This window comes from Chthoniobacterales bacterium, from assembly GCA_036569045.1.
GTDB lineage: Bacteria > Verrucomicrobiota > Verrucomicrobiia > Chthoniobacterales > JAATET01 > JAATET01.
Genome location: DATCRI010000066.1, coordinates 39,748 through 57,506, shown reverse-complemented (window position 1 = coordinate 57,506; position 17,759 = coordinate 39,748). Strand labels below are relative to the sequence as shown.

The 17,759-nt window shown below is 62.4% G+C and carries 19 protein-coding genes; 6 read left to right on the top strand and 13 right to left on the bottom strand.

The genetic code is table 11. The annotated features are described in order from the left end of the window. Positions 1-290, top strand: a 290-nt coding sequence (locus VIM61_12775; protein HEY8901279.1) for a molecular chaperone HtpG, incomplete at its 5' end; no start/stop codon positions are given. Between the two features lie 39 nt (positions 291-329). Here the strand turns inward: VIM61_12775 and VIM61_12770 are convergent. The 3 genes from VIM61_12770 to VIM61_12760 all read right to left on the bottom strand — a co-directional run bounded on the left by VIM61_12770 (position 330) and on the right by VIM61_12760 (position 2,459). Continuing rightward, positions 330-1,880: a LysM peptidoglycan-binding domain-containing protein gene (locus VIM61_12770; protein HEY8901278.1), complete on the bottom strand. Its 1,551-nt coding sequence runs from the start codon at positions 1,878-1,880 to the stop codon at positions 330-332. Positions 1,881-1,952: 72 nt separating this feature from the next. Then, on the bottom strand, positions 1,953-2,180 hold the full coding sequence (locus tag VIM61_12765; GenBank protein HEY8901277.1) for a hypothetical protein: 228 nt from the start codon (positions 2,178-2,180) through the stop codon (positions 1,953-1,955). 87 nt (positions 2,181-2,267) lie between these two features. Beyond that, complete coding sequence (locus tag VIM61_12760; protein ID HEY8901276.1) at positions 2,268-2,459, bottom strand: hypothetical protein; 192 nt, start codon at positions 2,457-2,459, stop codon at positions 2,268-2,270. Between the two features lie 139 nt (positions 2,460-2,598). On the opposite strand from VIM61_12760, the gene VIM61_12755 reads away from it, so the two are divergent. From VIM61_12755 to VIM61_12735, 5 genes are all read left to right on the top strand, one after another. After that, positions 2,599-4,404, top strand: coding sequence for a hypothetical protein (locus VIM61_12755; protein ID HEY8901275.1), 1,806 nt, complete (start codon positions 2,599-2,601; stop codon positions 4,402-4,404). Between the two features lie 385 nt (positions 4,405-4,789). Next, complete coding sequence (locus VIM61_12750) at positions 4,790-5,896, top strand: AAA family ATPase (protein HEY8901274.1); 1,107 nt, start codon at positions 4,790-4,792, stop codon at positions 5,894-5,896. 77 nt (positions 5,897-5,973) lie between these two features. Further along, a complete protein-coding gene (locus VIM61_12745) occupies positions 5,974-6,366 on the top strand; it encodes a hypothetical protein (GenBank protein HEY8901273.1) in 393 nt (130 codons plus the stop codon). Positions 6,367-6,386: 20 nt separating this feature from the next. Then, the gene (rnhA, locus tag VIM61_12740) at positions 6,387-6,905 is read left to right on the top strand and encodes a ribonuclease HI (GenBank protein HEY8901272.1); all 519 of its coding nucleotides are present in this window, start codon (positions 6,387-6,389) and stop codon (positions 6,903-6,905) included. A gap of 49 nt (positions 6,906-6,954) precedes the next feature. Continuing rightward, positions 6,955-7,080, top strand: coding sequence for a hypothetical protein (locus VIM61_12735; GenBank protein HEY8901271.1), 126 nt, complete (start codon positions 6,955-6,957; stop codon positions 7,078-7,080). Here the strand turns inward: VIM61_12735 and VIM61_12730 are convergent. The 10 genes from VIM61_12730 to VIM61_12685 form a co-directional block, all read right to left on the bottom strand. Beyond that, the gene (locus VIM61_12730; GenBank protein ID HEY8901270.1) at positions 7,077-7,820 is read right to left on the bottom strand and encodes a dienelactone hydrolase family protein; all 744 of its coding nucleotides are present in this window, start codon (positions 7,818-7,820) and stop codon (positions 7,077-7,079) included. The genes VIM61_12735 and VIM61_12730 overlap by 4 nt on opposite strands. Before the next feature lie 59 nt (positions 7,821-7,879). Then, positions 7,880-8,539: a PEP-CTERM sorting domain-containing protein gene (locus VIM61_12725; protein HEY8901269.1), complete on the bottom strand. Its 660-nt coding sequence runs from the start codon at positions 8,537-8,539 to the stop codon at positions 7,880-7,882. Positions 8,540-8,548: 9 nt separating this feature from the next. Continuing rightward, a complete protein-coding gene (locus VIM61_12720; protein HEY8901268.1) occupies positions 8,549-9,622 on the bottom strand; it encodes a TIGR02597 family protein in 1,074 nt (357 codons plus the stop codon). Between the two features lie 155 nt (positions 9,623-9,777). After that, positions 9,778-10,980 (bottom strand): hypothetical protein, encoded by a 1,203-nt coding sequence (locus VIM61_12715; protein ID HEY8901267.1) that lies wholly within the window; start codon positions 10,978-10,980, stop codon positions 9,778-9,780. Positions 10,981-10,983: 3 nt separating this feature from the next. Beyond that, on the bottom strand, positions 10,984-11,430 hold the full coding sequence (locus VIM61_12710; GenBank protein ID HEY8901266.1) for a biopolymer transporter ExbD: 447 nt from the start codon (positions 11,428-11,430) through the stop codon (positions 10,984-10,986). A 4-nt stretch (positions 11,431-11,434) separates the two neighbouring features. Beyond that, entirely contained in the window at positions 11,435-11,890 is a 456-nt protein-coding gene (locus VIM61_12705; GenBank protein ID HEY8901265.1) for a biopolymer transporter ExbD, read from the bottom strand. Between the two features lie 32 nt (positions 11,891-11,922). Beyond that, positions 11,923-12,747: a MotA/TolQ/ExbB proton channel family protein gene (locus VIM61_12700; GenBank protein HEY8901264.1), complete on the bottom strand. Its 825-nt coding sequence runs from the start codon at positions 12,745-12,747 to the stop codon at positions 11,923-11,925. 33 nt (positions 12,748-12,780) lie between these two features. After that, positions 12,781-13,719, bottom strand: a complete 939-nt coding sequence (locus tag VIM61_12695) for a tetratricopeptide repeat protein (protein HEY8901263.1) — start codon at positions 13,717-13,719, stop codon at positions 12,781-12,783. Then, on the bottom strand, positions 13,716-16,511 hold the full coding sequence (locus tag VIM61_12690; protein ID HEY8901262.1) for a tetratricopeptide repeat protein: 2,796 nt from the start codon (positions 16,509-16,511) through the stop codon (positions 13,716-13,718). The genes VIM61_12695 and VIM61_12690 overlap by 4 nt, the downstream gene beginning before the upstream one ends. 342 nt (positions 16,512-16,853) lie before the next feature. Further along, on the bottom strand, positions 16,854-17,729 hold the full coding sequence (locus VIM61_12685) for a DNA/RNA non-specific endonuclease (protein ID HEY8901261.1): 876 nt from the start codon (positions 17,727-17,729) through the stop codon (positions 16,854-16,856). Positions 17,730-17,759: the final 30 nt, after the last annotated feature.

Genomic DNA, 17,759 nt, shown 5'->3' with positions numbered 1-17,759 from the left:
GCCCCGCCGTTGTCGTCGAGAGCGACAAGGGCATGACCTCGAGCATGCGCCGCATTCTCAAGAACCTCAACCGCGGCGAGGAAAATCCCTTCAAGCAGAATCTCGAGATCAATCCCGCCCATCCGATGATGGCCGGTCTCGAAGCGACGCGCGCGAGCAATCCCGACCTCGCGAAGCAGGTCGCCGAGCAGATCTACGACAACGCCCTCATCAGCGCCGGCCTGCTGGAGGACCCGAACGCAATGCTCAGGCGCATCAACTCACTCCTCGAGCAACTCGTCACGAAATAACGAATCCCGCGGCCCGCGGCGATCGCCGAAAGGCGATCGTCAGCCGGCCGGCTGGGCCACCGCCGTCGGCGCGTTGGCCGGCAACGCGGGCCCCTGCGTCCACTCGAGCACCGTCCCGGGCGGCAGCAGGCGAACCGCGCGCACGACATCCCAGTTCGTCAACCGCAGGCCGCCGAGGCTTTCCTGATTTTCCATGTAGTCGGGAATGCTCGTGCCGTGCAGGCCGTAGGGCAGCGGCTCGGTGCTGCCCGCCCTCGCGAGATTGATCCAGAGCACCCCGACCGGGTTGTTCGGGCCGGCCGCGAGCGTCTGGTGAACGAGCGGGCGCGGCGTGGGCGTCGGCGTGGGATCGCTCTCACGACCGTAAATGCGTGTCGGCGGCTGCGGCTTCACGCGCAGCTCCTGCATCGTCGAAAGCTGCGGCCGCGGAATCGGGCCAAGGATCGTCCACGGATCGCGCCCGCGCAGCCCGGGCCGGGCGATCGACAACGGCATCGCCGCAATCACCGTCCCGCCTTTGGAAATCTGCAGCACGGACAGATCCACCACCGCGGCGGTCACCGGGCTTTGCGGGTCGGACGGCGGTTGCAACGGTTCCTGGAGCGCGCGCTCGATCACAAACGGCGCGACATTCGGCACGCGCAACTCGGTGCCCACGGTCGGCACATCGCGAATCTCGGCATTGATCGCGCGCAGATACGCCTCGCTGCAATGGAACTTCTCCGCCACGAACTCCCACGGCGTGCGGTAGGCCAGCATCGGCGACTCGACGAGTTCCTTGTAGGCAGGTCGAGCCTGGATGACGACCGGCGCCGGCGGGGCCTTGCGCTTCTTCGAGGGCGTCGGCGTGGGGGTCGCCACGGCGGAAGCGAGTTCAGCCTTGGGCGGCGCGATGAAGCGAAAATCCTCGGGGCGAAGCGTGTAGCGCCCGAGCGGCTCGGCCACCGCGGCGTGCGCCTTCTGGCTCAGCACGGCGGGATCCTGCGTCTCGGGATGCGCGGCCTGATAAATCCGCAAAATTTTCTGAAAAGTCGGCGAGTTCTGGCCGTCGATCGGCCCCACCGAAAAGCGTTCGCGGTCCAGAAACACCTGGAGCGTGAGCAGGTCCGCACCCGCAGGAGCGGCCGATTTTGCTCCGGGCTTCGCGGTGGCGAGGGGCTTCGGCGTCGGCACCGGCGCCCGGGCCTGCACCTCGGCGAGCGACGGGATGCGCAGGACATCGCCGGCGCGAATGACGTTGCTCGTGAGTCCATTGACCTCCTTGAGCAACTCGACCGGCACCTTGAATTTCCGGCTGATGATGATGAGCGCATCCCCGCGCTGGATCGTGTAGGTATCCGGCCGGCCGGCCGGGAGCGCGGTCGGCGCGCCGGGTGCGCCGGGATTCATCGGAACGGCCGGGACGACGGGCATCGGCAGCACGGTGCGAGCGAACATCCATCCAGCGCCGGGAGAGGGCTGCACCTCCCAGATCCAGCGCACGGCCGTCTCGAGACCAGGTTCGACCTTCGGCTGCGCAGCCCGGACGCCGCTGACGACCACCCCGACAGAGGCGAGAAGCGCAAATTTTCCAAGGGACGAGGTCAACATGTCAGCCAGCGGCAGGGAGAGTGAAAACTTCCCTCATCCCTAAAGGCCGAAAGCCGCCTTGTCCATTCACAGCTACGTTTCGGGCGGGAGACTGGCCCACAGCCCCCGCACTTCATCCGGCGTGAGCAACGTCGCGCCCTTCAACAGGCGGCAGAACGCCTTTTTGCTGACGTGATGATGCCGGCCGTTTCCCGTGATGATATCGGTGATGGCCTTGTATCGCACCTCGAGACGCTCGAGATGCACGATCCGCAGATACATATCGCCCTGCTTCCAGATCTGATTTTGGGCGAGTCGCATGCTGCGACTGTAGGCAACCGGCGGCGGAACGGTCGATGACCGTCTCGCCGTCGGCGAATTTTTCAGCAACGTGCCGGAGATCGGGAATCAGTCGATCTGCCAGGGCATGTCCGGCTGCCGATGCGAATGCTTCGCGTCGTCGGATTCGTGCTGCATCGACTGGCCGGAATGGCGGCGACCTTCGCGCACGGCGCGCTGGGTTTCCGTGGCGTGATCGAGGGCGTCGGAATCCACACGTTTCTCGAAGGGGATGTCAGGGGTCTCGGGGGATGGGTTCATGGCGTGTTGAGATGGGTTTTCCCTCAACATCGGACTCGCGGCCACAAACTCAAGTGGGTGAAATCCTCGATTCGCATATCAGGGACTCGTTGAATGATCTTTTCCCGTTCCCATGATCCCGTGCTAGCATCGTTCTCCCATGAGTGATGAGCCATCGTCCCCACCCGATCTTGCCGCGATCGATTTGTCCCTGAGCTTTGCGCCCGCCTGGGCCAAGGACGCGGACGCCTCGAAGCAAATCGCCCGGCTCGCCGCCAGGCACGGCAATGATCGCGGAGATGGCGGCAAGCGTCGCGACGACTGGAGCGGTGGCCGCCCGGATCGCGGTCCGCGCCGGGATGGCGGCAACGCGCGCCCCGGCGGCAAACGCTCCGGCCCCGGAGGTCCCCGCCGTGACCGCGCAGACGACCGCGAACGCCGCCCGGAGCGGGAGCCCAGCCAGCGGCCCCTCGAGGGATGGACGATCCACTTTTTCCCCGATCGCCACGGCGTCGACGGCCTCGCGAAGCAAATCAAGACCGCGGCCAAGGCCTACCCGCTCTTCGACCTCGCCCGTCTCGTCCTCGAGAAATCCGAGCGTTATCTCGTGGAATTCAAGCGCGCCTCCGCCGAGGCCCCTTCGCTGTTCCAGCTCAAGACCGACGGCAGCGTCTGGCTGAGCAAAGCCGACGCCGTCAGCGACTTCCTGGCCCGCCACCTCGACAAACACTACCGCCGCGAGCGCATCGCGATTGATCCGCCCAAGGGAACCTATCCCTTCGTAGCCGTCTGCGGCATGAGCGGCGTCCTCCTCGGCCCGCCAAATTACCACGACTATCAGGCAAAGATCCGGCAACTCCACGCCGAGCGATTCGCAAACATGCCCTTCGAGGCCTTCAAGAGCCGCATCCGCATGGATCGCGACGAGGAGGCCATCGCCCGCTGGAAGGAAGAGCAGAGCTCGAAGGACGTCTTCTACCCGATCACGGAAAAGCCCGCCGAGCCCGCTCCTGCGGAAGCGGTTGCCGAAGTGCCGCCCGCCGCTTCCCCCGAGGAACCCGCTGCGGAAGTTTCCGAGCCCGTTGCCGAGGAAGTCGTCGCGCCTCCCGCGGAAGACGCCGCACCGGCGGAACCCGTTGCCGAGGAAACGACGTCATCCGAGTCCAAACCCGAAGAAGGTGCAGCGCCCGCGGAAAGCCCGAAAGCCGACGGCCTCGAGACGCTTGCCGACGTGGAACGTCATTTTCGCCAGCATCATGCGCCGGGCCTGATCGTTAAGATTCGCGAGCGCGTGGTTGTTCCCGGTCCCGCCGCGCTCAACGACTCCGCTCCTGCGGTTCTTCTTCTCACCCGGGCCATGTGGGAAGATCTGAATCGCTTTCCCCTGCCCCTCGCGCACGGCCTCGGCCAGCAGCTCGTGGGTCGCGGCCTCCAGATTTTCAAGAATCGCGACAACATCACGTTCGTTGGCGTTGCGCGGCCGCGTTATCTGGACCGCCAGGCGACGCCCGTTTCCGAAGGTCTCAGCGGTATTCTCGATTATCTCGAAGGCCACGGCACCACCGCGCGTGCCGAACAGATCAAGGCCCTCATAGCCCTGCGCCCCGTCCCGGCCGAAGGCGCCGAGGACGACCGCGAAGCCGCCGTGATTCGCGACCTCTCCTGGCTGATCCACGAAGGCCACGTCATCGACTACATCAAGCGCGGCCTGGAAGCCGCCCGAAAGCCAAAGCCACCCACCCCGCCGAAGAAATCTGCCAGGCGCCCGGAGGCGGCGGCAGCTTCTCCCGAGCCCGCCGCGACCGCGACCGAGTCTCCCGAAGAGAACGTCACCACCGCCGAACCCGCGCCCTCGCCGACGGCTGAAGCGGCGGAAATCCCGGCATCTCCAGTCGAGCCGATCGTCTCGGAAGAAACCGCTGCCCCCGCTCCTCAGACGCCGGAAAACAACCCGCCGGCGTCCTGAAGTCTCCCGCCCGCTTCCTCGGTTCGGAGCCTTCCCCGCTCTGGCTCGGGGGCCTTTCGAGCTTGCTTCTTCGCGGGAAATGACGTTTCGTCGGCCTTCTCTTCAAGGAGGCCTCATGTTCACCGCACTCTTCAAATCGACCTCGTCCATTGGACGCTCCGCGCATCGCGGCACGCGCCCCGGGCTGGTTCGTGCGGCTTTTCCGGCACTCCATCCGCTCGTGGCGCCAGGCCGCCGGAGCTGATTTTCGGACCCCGCCTTTCCGGGGCATCGTCCGGGCTCGATCAGCCCTTCCCCGCGGAAATTCCGCCTTCGTTAGCCGCACCTTCTCGTGCTCTCGCGAATTTTTTCCCACTGCGCCCTCAGGGCGCGCCCTCGAAACATTGTGAATCTGAAAACTGACATTTTGAAGACCTCACGGCACGCCCGTGATGCGAACACCGAACAGGCTCGGCTGGCCTACGAAACCTCCAGCCGGACATGGGTGCTCGAGCCCGTGCGCGCCGCATTCGGCCCGGGCCCTCAACACTACTGCGCCGCGGACGGTCCGTGGGACGTGAAGCGTCTCGCAGAGACCTTCTCCGACCAGCTCGAACGGACGTGGTATTCGCTCCGCGAAGACGCGGAACGAGGCAGCGGCTATTGGTGCGAACTATGCATCCGCCTGGGCGAACGCCTGTTCGTCCGGGTGGACGAGGACAACCTTGCCGTCTATGCCAGCGATCCCCGGACCGCCGTCGAGACGGTCGAACGTCTCGCGCGCACGTTCCGCAAGGCCGCGGAACCCCGTCTCCCGACCTTCCAGATCGTGAAGCAATCCGCCGGTAGCATCGACACCGAGGCCGTGCGCATCGGCGACGACGCGCTTCTGGACTCCGCCGCGCTCGCGCTCCACTACGGGGAAGACTTCCCCGCGTGGCACGAGGCTTTCGTCGACACGCTTTCCACGCGGCATCGCGGATTGAGCGTTCTCGACGGCCCGCCGGGCACCGGAAAGACCTCGTATCTTCGTCAGCTGATGGTGCGCCTGAAGGACACCCACCGATTCTACTTCCTCGCCGCGGCGAATCTGCGCCTCCTGCGAGATGCGGAATTCGTGGACTTCTGGTCATCGGAACGCCGTCTTCACGAGGACGCGTCGATGGTCGTCATCCTCGAGGACTCCGAGAATGCGCTCATGCCGCGACGTTCCGACAACCGCGAGGAAGTCAGCCTGCTGCTCAGCATCACGGACGGCATTCTCGGCGAATTTCTCAGGCTCCAGGTGATCTGCACGATCAACTGCCAGGCACGAGAACTCGATCCGGCGTTGCTTCGGCCGGGACGGCTGGTCGCTCACCGGCACTTCGGCCGGATGAATCGCGCCCGCGCGGAACGGCTGGCCGTTAGCCTCGGTCGCCCCCTGCCGGCAGGGGATGACTTCTCGCTGGCGGAGATCTTCCGCGGCGAGCGGGCGGCAACGCCGGAGAAGCGCACCATCGGTTTCGGCTGATGCCCGGAAGGCGGGATCGAAAATCGATCCCGCCTTTTTTGCCGCGGCGAACTCAAAACGTGCTACGTTAGCTCCTTATGCGCCAGAATTTCTCCGGTTTCTCCCGTCGCGGCCCAGACAACGTCACCGAGGAACTGGTGGCCGCGCTCTCGAGCCCAAGGTCTTTTGAATTCAAGGCGCTTTTCGACATCGTCCACACCGCGCTCCGCGCGCGCAACGCCGCCAGCGGGGGCGAGGAAATGCTTCGCCTGCGCGCTTACGACAAGCTTCAGGGGCTCGTCGCTCAGGGCCAGGTCAAGAAGACCGGCAAGCTCTACAAAGGCGTCATGAAGCCGATTCGCCAGCTCGCCGAGCAACTGCTCGAGCATCGCAAGAATGGCCCCGCTTTCACGCCTCCGACGCCTCCCGTGAGCGCCCCCGCCAAGCGCACGCCGGCGAAGACGCGCGCCTCCAAAACTGCCGCCAAGTAAGACTCTCGCGATCCCGTCCGGTGAAGGAAGTTGTCGTGCATTCGGACGGAGCGTGCCGGGGAAACCCCGGTCCGGGAGCCTGGGCCGTTGTGCTCACCTTCGGAAATGTCCGCAAGGAACTCAGCGGCGGCGTGCCGGCCACGACGAACAATCGCATGGAACTGCAGGCGGCCATCGAGGGCCTCGCCTCGCTCAAGGAACCGTGCCACGTCGAGTTTTTTACCGACTCGAAATACGTCCAGAACGGCATTTCGTCGTGGGTTTATGGATGGAAGCGCAATGGCTGGCTCACCAAAGCCCGGCAACCCGTCAAGAACGCCGATCTCTGGCGCGCGCTGGACGCAGCCGCCTCGCGTCATCGCATCAAGTGGCAATGGCTCAAGGGCCACGCCGGTCACGCCGAGAACGAACGCTGCGACGTGCTCGCGAATGCCGCGATCGACGCGATCCAGCGCGAACACACCCGCGAACAACTGCGTGCGGCCTTGCAGCAATTCACGGCCGCCAATTCCCCGGAGCCCGCCCGCGAGTTGTTTTAGCGGCTATTCGCAACGACCAGCCACGCGGTCCGCAGCGATCTCCCCGCGTATGAAAATCCTCGCATTCCTCCTCGCGGCGGTCGCCCTCACGGTCGGTTCCATTGGCTGCGCCACGAATGCCGCTGTCGATACGCCCATTGTCGATGTCGGTGCCGGCGGTTCTGTCGGCCGCTAACCGGCAAGCTTCTCCTCGAAAAAGCGGAGAAGCAATTCCATCGCCACGCGCGCCAGCGCGGGATTGTAGCGCGGGCCCTCGTCGCGCAAAAAGGCATGAGCGGCGTTGAACTCGTGCCACTCGAAATCCGCGCCGACCTCCTCGAGGCGCGCGGCGATCTTTTGACGGCCTTCCAGCGGCACGTGAGGATCCTGGCGCCCCCAGACAAAGAGAAACGGCGTCTTCACACCCTCGAAGCGGGCAAGGGTATCGTCGCATTTTCCGGCGCCAAGGGTGCCCGAATGAATGTCGGTCGGGTAAAAAGCGGCCACCGCCTGCACGAGCGGATGGAACCCCGCCCGCACCGCAAGGTGCCCGCCCAGACAAACTCCATAACTGCCCACTCGTCCCGTGCAGCGCCCATGCGTCGAAAGAAAGGTCGCGACCACGGCGGCATCTTCGTCCGATGACGCGATCTCCTTGGTGAACTTGAGAGCGTTGCCCCGATCGGATCCGGCCTGATCATATGCCAACACCGTCCCCGCCGGCTCGAACTCGTGATAAACCTCGGGAACCGCGACCACATAGCCCTGCCCGGCAAGCGCGGCCGCCATCCGGCGAATCGGCCCGGTCACCTGAAAGATTTCCGAATAGAAAATGACCCCCGGGAAACGAGCCTCACCGGAAGGAACAAACAGATGCACGCGCATTGGCCCGCGTGAAGTGGGCAGGTCGACAAAGCTGTCCGGAAGGATCGTCATGCCCACGTTCTAGCCGCGACGCACGAGCGGCGCGAGCCTACAAAACCTGAAGTGCGGACTTAGGAAGCCCGGAATCGCCTCCGGAGAAGAATCACGCCCAAGGCAGCCACGCCAAACAGGCCGACAGTGGCCGGCTCCGGAACGGCCGTAAAATTCGCGGTGAATGCAGAATTTGAAATCGCTGGATTTCCGCCGAGGGAATTATCTAGCGAAAAAAGGCTTTGAGTGGTTCCATCGGCTGGGGCGGTCCACGCCATGGTCCCTAAAGAGTCCGGCGTATCCGTGCGAAACACACCATAGGAAGTTCCAGAAGAAACTGTAACGCCCGGTGTTGTCATCGTCGGAAACCATACAATATAAAGCGCATCTCCAGCGCCAAAACCGCCAGAATACGTTAGCGTGGTGTTGCTAAGATTAAATCCCATCTTTCCGGAGGTATCAGTGCTGACGTCCGACGCTTGATAAACCCCCACGACAAGATCACTACCAGTATTGGCGAAGGTATATCCTGCCGTAAGAGAAAGTGTAGTGCCAAATGGATCAATAAGGCCATTGCCATCGGTATCCGCAACAAGCAGACCAATGGCCCCTGCTTGGATCATGCTTCCTGCGCTATCACGCATGATCCCTGTAGCTCCCACCGATATATATGATCCGGCGGCACAAAGGGAAGAGACAAACGTGATTAATCCCAAGGAGGCTAAGAAAAAAGGTCTCATGATATTTCCTCAATAAGTTGCGGTGTTATTCCACACTACAGACGCCCCTGTGCCCGTTTGAAATTTTCTAATCATAAAAGCGTCTCCCGCTCGAATAACATCTCCATCGGCAACCACAGAATCGGCTCCCGCTTTTCGCCATGTTCCACCGGTTCTATAATACGCTCGTGAGGCTGATTTATTGATTCCTGAAGTGGTATTATCGAACACAAACAGCTGATCTCGCCGGGCAAGCGGCGAGGTGCTCGAGCTCTGGGTAAACGCACTGTCCAATCCCAAATCGGAAAGCTTCACATCAACAGGGCGCATTAAAGCAATCGCGTTATCTTGCGGACCTACTGCTTGCGTAAGCAAAGGCATTGCGAGCGAACTCAACATCACTGAGCCGGCGGAGGACCATACCACATCCGAAGCAACACTCGCGGGCTGCCGGATTACCAAAGAGTTATCTGGATAAAGAATAACATTATTGGAAATTTGATTGGAACCCGACACATACCAATTGGAGGCAGAAATGAAGTAATAGGAAGCGGTCGCGGCATTATTGATACCGGCAACATTCGGATCCGTGATCAGAATCTGAGTTTGTCGAGCTAACGGAGACGTTGAAGCGGACGCCGTCAGCGGATTGGCGGGGGTGCCGGCGCTGGCGGGCGGGAACAGCGTGGCCAGCGTCCAGTATTTGAAGATTTTGAACGTGTCGTTGGCCGCGATCGTCGAAAGGTTATCGCCTGCGGTGTCCACCGTAACCTGGCCGGTCGTGTTTGCGGTGATGGTGTAATACATCCCGTTCTTCGCCCCGGAGGTCATCCGAACGTAGTAGAGATTGGCGAACTGGTTGGCTGTCCAGCCGGTGGTGCCAGTGACGTTGAGATTGAAGGCGTTCGCCCCGCCAGATGCCGCGGAAGTGACCTTGCCGGAATAGTCGGGATTCGGAGTCAGCGGAACGGCGACAATCGTGTCGGAATTTCCCTTGATGGTGATGTTCACGACGCCAACGGGGTCGGTGTAGACCGATTCGGCGCGGACGAGGGGCGCTCCAAGGAGAACACAGGCAATCAGAGGAAAGGCGTAATTTTTCATGGGCGCTCGCGGAGGCTCAATTGCGTTAGGGGGGCAATCACGAAGGAAACTGGAGCGCGCGGGGCGATCCGTCAAGATTTTGCTTAAACGGCGATTTCGGGCCAGCGGGACGGGGCCGCTGAGGGATTGGAAACTCGCCGGCGCCGATGGCCAGATCAGAAGGTCGGAGCCGTTCGCTGCAATGCCTGCCAGACCGGACCATCGGGGGCCACCGGCACGCTTCCGGTGCCCCGGGACACGTCCGGCGGGGGGACTTTCGCAACACGGAAGATCGGAAGGAGGGGATTGCCATCCTGGTCCTTCTCGTAGGCGGCGCCCTGCTTCTCCATCAGCAATTGCGCGAAAAAACCGCCGCCGGGCGACTCTCCGATGATGATGTCGACATCGTAATCCTTCCCGGCGGAGACGCTCATCCAGTTGCCGGCGCGGAAACCCCCGTAGGCGAACGCTCGATGCGGAAACTTATAGTTGTAGACGTCTTTCGGCTTCCAGGAACTCGCCTGCGCGGAGCTGGCGTCCAGCACCACCCGGCCGTCGAACCGCACGACGAGAACGTCGTCCGCCCAGCCCACGAAACGGAAATTTCCCGTTTCCGGCGCCCGCACGCGGCCGCTGTAAACCACCACCCAGCGACTGGGCTGGACCTCCTTCTCGAGGCCGAACGCCTTCGGACCGTCGGCAGCGTTGATCCCGGGGATGAAAATCTGGGAGGCATACACGGGATTGGGCCCGCGGAAGTAGGATTCGAACGTGCTGGGCTTGAAGCCGCCGCGGGTGAATCGCTGAACAACCTCCTCGTATCCCAGGTCGCGGTATTTGCTTGGGCTGGGTTTCGGATTGGTGACGATCCGCGTGGGTTTCCGATCGCGAGTCTGCTTGAGATCGTAAAACGTCCCGACCAGCGCGTCGCTTTTGATACTGAGACCAAAAAACGGCGAGCCTGCCCCGCCGACTCCTCCCGCCGGGCCTCCTCCGGAAAAGCTGGCGCCAGCCGTCCCCATCGCACTCATCGGAGCCGTGCTGGGGTTAACCGTCGGCATGGCCGGCATCTCGGGCAGCACAACCTTGGACAAGCCCTTGGTCGTGATCCGCTGCGTTGCCGGCGCGCTCATGGTGTTCTGCTTTTTCACCATGTCGATCTTGTGTTCGACCGCCTTGTTCGTCGCGGCCTTGGGGCCGGGTTGGAAGGTCTGCTTGCGAGGCGTGAAGGTCTGCACCACCAGATAGGTCGCGACGGCTGCCAGGAGGATGTGGAAAAGAATGCTGATGACCAGGAATCGGCCCTTGAGGTTTTTCCACGCCCAGCGGCTGCCGGACTTTCCGGGGCCAGCCGCGGCATTCTGGACGTCGTTGCTCATGGTCTATTCCTCTTCGGACACGCTGAAGGTGACGCTGTCGATCTGAGCGACCGCAAGGGCGTCGAGGACATCGACGGTGCGACTGTATTTGGCCTCGGGATCGCTGACGATGGTGACGATGGCGGGCGTCTTGGCGGCATCGGCATTCTGCTTGATGCGCATGAGCGTGCCCTTGAGCTGGGGCAAGTCCTGGCTCGTCGCGGAGTCGAGCGGTTCGTCGTTGAGGGCGATTTCGCCGACGTCGGAGATGGTGATGATCTGCTCGTCGACGAAGGGAGTTTCCTCCTGAGTTTCCGCGGAACCGGGGAGCTGGGTGTTGAGTTCCTTTTCCACTTTCACGGCGCCCGCCATGACCATGAAAAACAGCATGATCACGAAGACGACATCGATCATCGGCGCGATCTGGAATCCAAGGGCGCCCTCGTTCACATTCTGTTCGAAACGTTTCATCGGGCTATTCCTTGTTCACCGCGGAGAACGACACGTCGACGACCCCGGCCTCGGCCGTGGCATTCATGGCCTGGGCCACATAGGTCGCAGGGACATTGCGGTCGCCACGGATCACGATGCGAAAATTGGGATTGTTTCCCGCGGTAATCTTCTTCTCGCCGATCGCCTTTGCATTGCGGATGAGCGGCACGAGGTCACTGGAACGAGCGTAGACCTTGTCGTCGAAGACAAACTCGCCCTTGTTCGTCGCCTCCACCCAGCGCACGTTCACCACGGCCTCGGCGCGCTGGTTGTCCTTCTTCAGGGCGTGCGGTGCCGCCGGAAGTTTGATGGTCTTGTCCACCTTGAGCACCTGCGCGGACGTGATCGTCATGAAGAAAATGAGAATCACGAGCAGCACGTCGACCATCGGAGCAATCTGAAACTCCGGTTCGCCTTCGCCGCCTCCTCCGCCAGCCATATCAGTCGATTCTTGGGTTCAGGGGTAATGAATCAGGCGGCGGCCGTGTCTCCGCTGCCTGCCGGGGTGATCCAGTTCGGATCGGCGGCATAGAGTTCCTCGTCGCCGATGTGAGCGCCTGCGAAAGATTCGTAGGGCATCTTCCGGAAGAGGCTGTTCACGATGTCCTGAATGTCGTGCATGACGGTCGCCGCCCGATTGCGCAGGAAGTAGAAGGCGCCGAAGGCCGGAATCGCGATGAAGAGGCCGCTCGCCGTCGCAACGAGCACCTCGCCGATGGCGGCGGAGAGGCTCGACGGATCGCCGATGCCGGAGCTGCCCAGCGTGGCAAAGGCCTTGATCATGCCCGTGACGGTTCCCAGCAACCCGATCATCGGCGTGCAGACACCGATGACGGAGAGATAGCTGATCCATGTCTGCATCTTGCTGTTCTCCTTGGCGAGTTCGCCAAACATGCCTTCTTCGACAATGGCCTTGCCGTCCCCGAGCAGACTGACGCCCACGCGCACCACGTTGGTCAGCGGGGAGGGATTATCGCGACAGTAGTTGTAGGCTCCGACGTAATCGCCCTGGCGGAAGAGATCCTTGAGAGCGGCTTCATCCGCTTCCGGAATCGCTTTCTTCCGACCGGTGCGAATGACGCCATCACCGATGAGATAGAGGGTGAAGATGGAGCAGAGGCCAATCGGAATCATCACCCAGCCACCTTCCTCGACCATCTCGAAGAGGGTCTTTTTATGCACGGCGGGGGCCGCTTCCCCGGCGGGGGGAGTTTGGGCGTGAAGCGCGACCGGTCCGAGCAGGAAGGCCGCGAGGACGAACGCGAACGCGATGAGGTGGAGGCGTCTGGTTTTCATGGTGGATGTGGAGTGGCGGTGGAAGGGTCGGTGCTAAGGGGTGGGAGTCGGGGATGGCCCGGATTCGTTGGAATCAGGATCACGCTTTTTCTCGATGCGCAAGGAGTCGATTCTGGCCTCGATGGCCTCGGGAGAGCCGGCATACTTTTTCGTAAGCTCGGCCAGCTGGGCACTGGCGTGCTCGTAGTCGGCCAAACCTTCAAAGGCGCGGGCGCTGCCGAGAAGAGCGCCGGGCATGGCGCCGGCCTGCTCCGGATAAAAGACCGGCACACGCAGATAGGCGAGCAGGGCGCCGTCGTAGTCCTTCCTGGCAAAGAGCGCATCGCCCTTGTCGCGCCAGGCGCGAGCGCGGGTGGCATCCTTCTGGCTCGCGGCGATGGTAGCGTCGAAGATCGCCATGGCCTCGTCGGTCCGCTGGTTGCGCAGCCACAGTTCGGCGAGAGCCATGCGGGCGCTTTGGAGCAACTCGGGGTCCTGCGACTTGGTGGCGAGATCGTTGATGATGGCCTCGGCATCGCGGTCGCGCTTGAGGGCAATCAGGCCGTCGACGTAAACCAGCGCCGCGGGGGCCCACCAGTTCCCGGGAATGTCGCGAAGGTCTGCCTGCGCGATGACGACCGGGCGAATCTCGACGACCGCCTCGGCGGCTTTCCCCGCGTTCAGGAGGCTTCGGGCCTTTTTGATCGCCGGGGGCTCAGGCATCTCGATCTTGCGCAGAGTCGCCATGGGATACCCCACGTCGCCGCGCACACCGGCGGCGAGACTGACGGTGGCCAGCAGGGTGTCCTTCGAGCGGCGCACCGACATGGCCGGGACGACCCGGCCATCGGCAAAGGTCAGCTTGATCGAATCACCAGCGGCCGGAGCCGGAGCCGTGGGACGGCTTGCCGCAGGCGCGGGAGCCTGGGCGAGGGCCGAGCCAGCCGCCACAACCGTGAAGAGCGGAATCAGGGGGAATCGGAATCGGTTCATGGCGTGCCCAGAGCATCCAGTTTTTTCCGAGCCTCGGCGTATTCCGGGAAGTCGGCGAGAGCCTTGTTATACAGCATTTCGCGATAAGTTTTCACGGCTTCCTCTTTCTTGCCGAGTTTTTCAAAACATTCGGCACTCCTCAGATAGGCTTTCGCGACCCATGGCAGATATTTTCGGTAGGCAACATACACCCGCTGGTAGTAGGCGATCGCCTCGGGCAGCTTGCCCTTCTTTTCCTCGATCTCGCCCAGCGAGTAAACCGAGTAGGCGGTGGACTCGCCGCGCCATTCCCGGGTGGAGGCCACCTGTTCGAAGAGCTTCTGCGCTTCGTCGAGCCGGCCCATCGCCAGCAGCGCCTTCGCCTGGCCGATCGTGACTTCCTTGAGCTTCATCGTGGCTCCGGCCTTGCCGATGGCGTCGGTGAAAAAGCCAAGGGCCGCGGGATAGTTCTTCTTCCGATACGCGATTTCGCCAAAGCCGTTGTAGGCAAAGTCGAGATAGTCGCTTTTCGGGTAGCTCTCGAGGAGCTGCTTGAAAAAGACATCCGCCTTGTCGATCTGTCCTTTCGCGAGGAGGTAATCGCCGACCTGGGCGAGCAGCAGCGGGCTGAGCTTTCCCGGCGGAAGCTCGGCGATCGCGGCAAGATTCTTCTCCTGTTCGACCGGATCCTTGCGCAGGCGCGCGACTTCCGATTTGGCAAAAAGGACCCGCGCCTGGGCGGTTGGCGAGACGGTCGCGTCTCCCAGGAGGGACTCGAGATCCCTCGTGGCCTGCACGAGCGCCACCGCGGCCGGGACCGGCGTGGCCGCGGGATCGGCCGTCGTGGCCGGCCTCCGTTTCGCAGTAAGGAGCGCAAGCTGCGTGATCAGCTGCTCCACGGCAGCCTGGTTGGGATCCTTGATATTCTTTTTGATGACGCCCGCAATAACCTCACGCGCTTCGTCGGGTTTGCCTTCCTTCGTCTTGGCCTTGGCGATCCAGTAGGCGACCGGGACGATCACCGGGCTCGTTGGGTTCGCATCGACGAATTCCGTCAGCGTCTTGTCGAGCTTTTCCCAATCGCCGCGCTTCTGCAGGAGCTTGGCGCCCTCGGTCAGCGAATGGGTGAGCACTTCCTCCGTGCCCGCCGCGTTCAACGAAGCGATATAGGCATCGATCGCCTCTTCTTCGCGCCCTGGAAGCGGCGCCAGGGCATCTCCCTTGAGCGCCAGCACTTCTCCGCGGAGCGCATCGCCGGGAAATTCCTTCAGCCACGCATCGCAGTCCTTCACGACCTTCTCATAATCCGAAGCGGCATACTGACAGACGGCGAGGCGGTATTTCGCATCCGCGAGGAAATTCCCCGTGGGATACTTCCTGATGTAATCGTTGATTCCCTTGATCGCGTCCTCGTATTTGCCGGCAAAGAGCGCCGCGAGCGCGGTGCGATAAACCGCTTCCTCGACATTCTGCCCCTTTGGGTAGGTCTCGAGGTATTTGGTGTAGTCGGCCTTCGCCTTGTCGAAGTCACCCAGGCTGAAGTGGGCATTGCCGAGGAGAAAGGAAATCTGCTCTCGGTAGGCGCTGTCCGTCTGCGTCTCGAGCATGAGCCCGAAATACTTCACGGCGGCCTCGGTATCGCCGCTTTGCAGGGCCGTGGCGCCAAGCAGGTAGCCCACCGTGTTGGCATTCGCGCCCTTGGGAAATTCCTTGAGGTATTGCTGCGCGAGATCGCGAGTGATCAGTCCACGATTCAACTCCGCGGAAGTGACCACCAAGCCAAACAGCGCCGACTCGCGCTCGGCACTCGTCGGTTCGCGACGCAGCAGCTCATCGTAAACCGTTGCCGCTTCCCATTTGCGGTCCATGCCGTAATAGGCCTGGCCGACGCGCAGCCAGAATGGCCCGGCGAAGTCGGGAGTCTTTTCAAAAGCCTCGAGCTGCGCCTTCGCCTGGGCCACAGCATTGCGGAGCTGCCCGTTGGTGACACTGATTTCCTGGGCCCGCTGCGGATCCGCGCGAACGGCTTCGAGGTTTTGCGCAACCTTCGCCTCCATCGCCGCGATCCGGGCCTTTTGGAGCCGGATTACCTCGGACTGCGGCTGGACAAGCTGGTAACTCGCAAGCGCCTGATCGGGCTTTCCGGCCTTGAGGAGCGCGTCGCCCTGCTCGACGGCCATGGCGTTCAACCGGACGATATTGTCGAGCTGACCGGTATTCTCGCGCATCGCCTTCAAGAGAGTGATCGCCTTGTCCGTCTCTCCAGTCTGCGCGTAGATGTCCGCCAGCAACATCATCCCGTTGGCGGTTTCGATGGAATGCACCCCGCCATCGGTGAGTTTCCTGAGAATCGCGATGGCGGCATCCGTCTTGCCGGCATCCTTGGCGGCCTGTCCGAGAAGCAGGAGCACCTGTTCCCGGACGGCAGGCTTGTTTTGAAGAGCGGCCAGGGTCTTCGATGCCCCTTCGTAGTCCTTCATCTGGACCTGCGCCTGCCCGATGAAGAGCGTCACATCGTCGATCTTGGGCGATTTCGGATATTTCTGAACGAATTTCCGAAGGGATTCGATCGCCGGGCCGAACTGGTGCAGGTTATACTGGGCCGCGCCGAGGGTGTAATAGACCGAGTCGAGCTGGGAATCCTCGGTCACCGCACCGAGAATCTCCTGCATGTTGGCAGCCGCAGCCGCGTAGTCGCCCTTGTTGAAGGCCTCCATGCCGGCGTTATACTTCTGGGAAAGGGCATCCTGAGGCGAGGCGTTTGCCGCGGCCGGGGCCGGGGGTGTCTGAGCCGGACTGAGCGACAGCGACATCAGAAAAACGCCAAGGCTGCAAATCGCCGGCAAACGGAATTTCGGCCTTCTGATCACGGAGGAATTCTCCGCCAAAGCGGTCCGGAGAGATAGCGGCGCGCGGTTCACGAGAGCGGATAAAAAGGCAGGGCCATTTCCAGGGGACATGATCGGCGGCGGAAATTCACCCGATCACGGGCGGCGAAATGGGAGGAGGGCGATGGGGACTGGGCGAGAAAGTGATCGAGAGGACAGAGAGGGCAATGCTCAAATCGATGAGAGAACTACTGTTCCGCGCGATTGAAGAGTTGTCGAGAAGATCACTCATTATTTTTGCGAAATTTGAAGATCACCGGAAAAGTCCTACCAGACGGCCTCCGCGGTCAGGTCACGGGCGTCGATCGACACCGTGTTGGTGAAAATGGACACGCCGGTTGCAGCCTCTACCGCGGAGATGCTCGTAAGATACGTTTCCATCTTCGTCGAGGTTGCCCCCTGCGGCACGATAAAGGCCATGCTGTCGCCGTAGGCGCGGCGATAAACCCGGAAAAACGCCGCCGGAACGAGGACGCCGCCGACCTTCGTCGGGGGATCGGAAAAAATCGGGCCGGCCACGATCTCGATCCATTTGTATTCCGAGGCGTAGCGCAACTCGAGCTCGGCCAGTTCGTTCCACGGTCCGGCGAGCGTGCCGGGATTGAACGCAGCCACGTTCGTCATCAGATTCGTGTTCGTGCCGGCGGCCTTGCCGAAGTAAAGGGCGATGGACTTCGGGAAAGCCATCGGTCCCCGGGCATACCCAGCGGCCGGGATGAGCCTCGGATTCGGAGTCACCACCTTCGCCGGAGCCGGGTAGATTTTCGGCTTTGCGCCCTGCACCATCGCGTATTGCACGGCGAGGGGAGAACCGAGCGTCGGGGAATACACCACCGTGAAGCCGGGATAGATGACCGTCGTGGTTTTGCCCGGATTCGGAGGTGACCAGGGCACCGGCGTCGGCATCGCCCGGCCCATCATGGTCTGATCCATCGGAATCGGGGTCGCAAGGGCGCTCGGATCGGAAGGAGACCAGCGCGCCGGCGTCGCTTTCGGGGTCGCGGAAGGTTCCGGCTTTTCGACCACCACTTTCGCCGCCGCCGAGTCCGACACTTTCTGATATCGCGAGAACGAAACAAAGGCGACCATCGCGAGCAGGACGGCCGCCATGGCTCCGAGAAGGTAGAAAAAGAAGCGATCCATGGGCGGTGGGGGACAATTTAGTATGCCAAG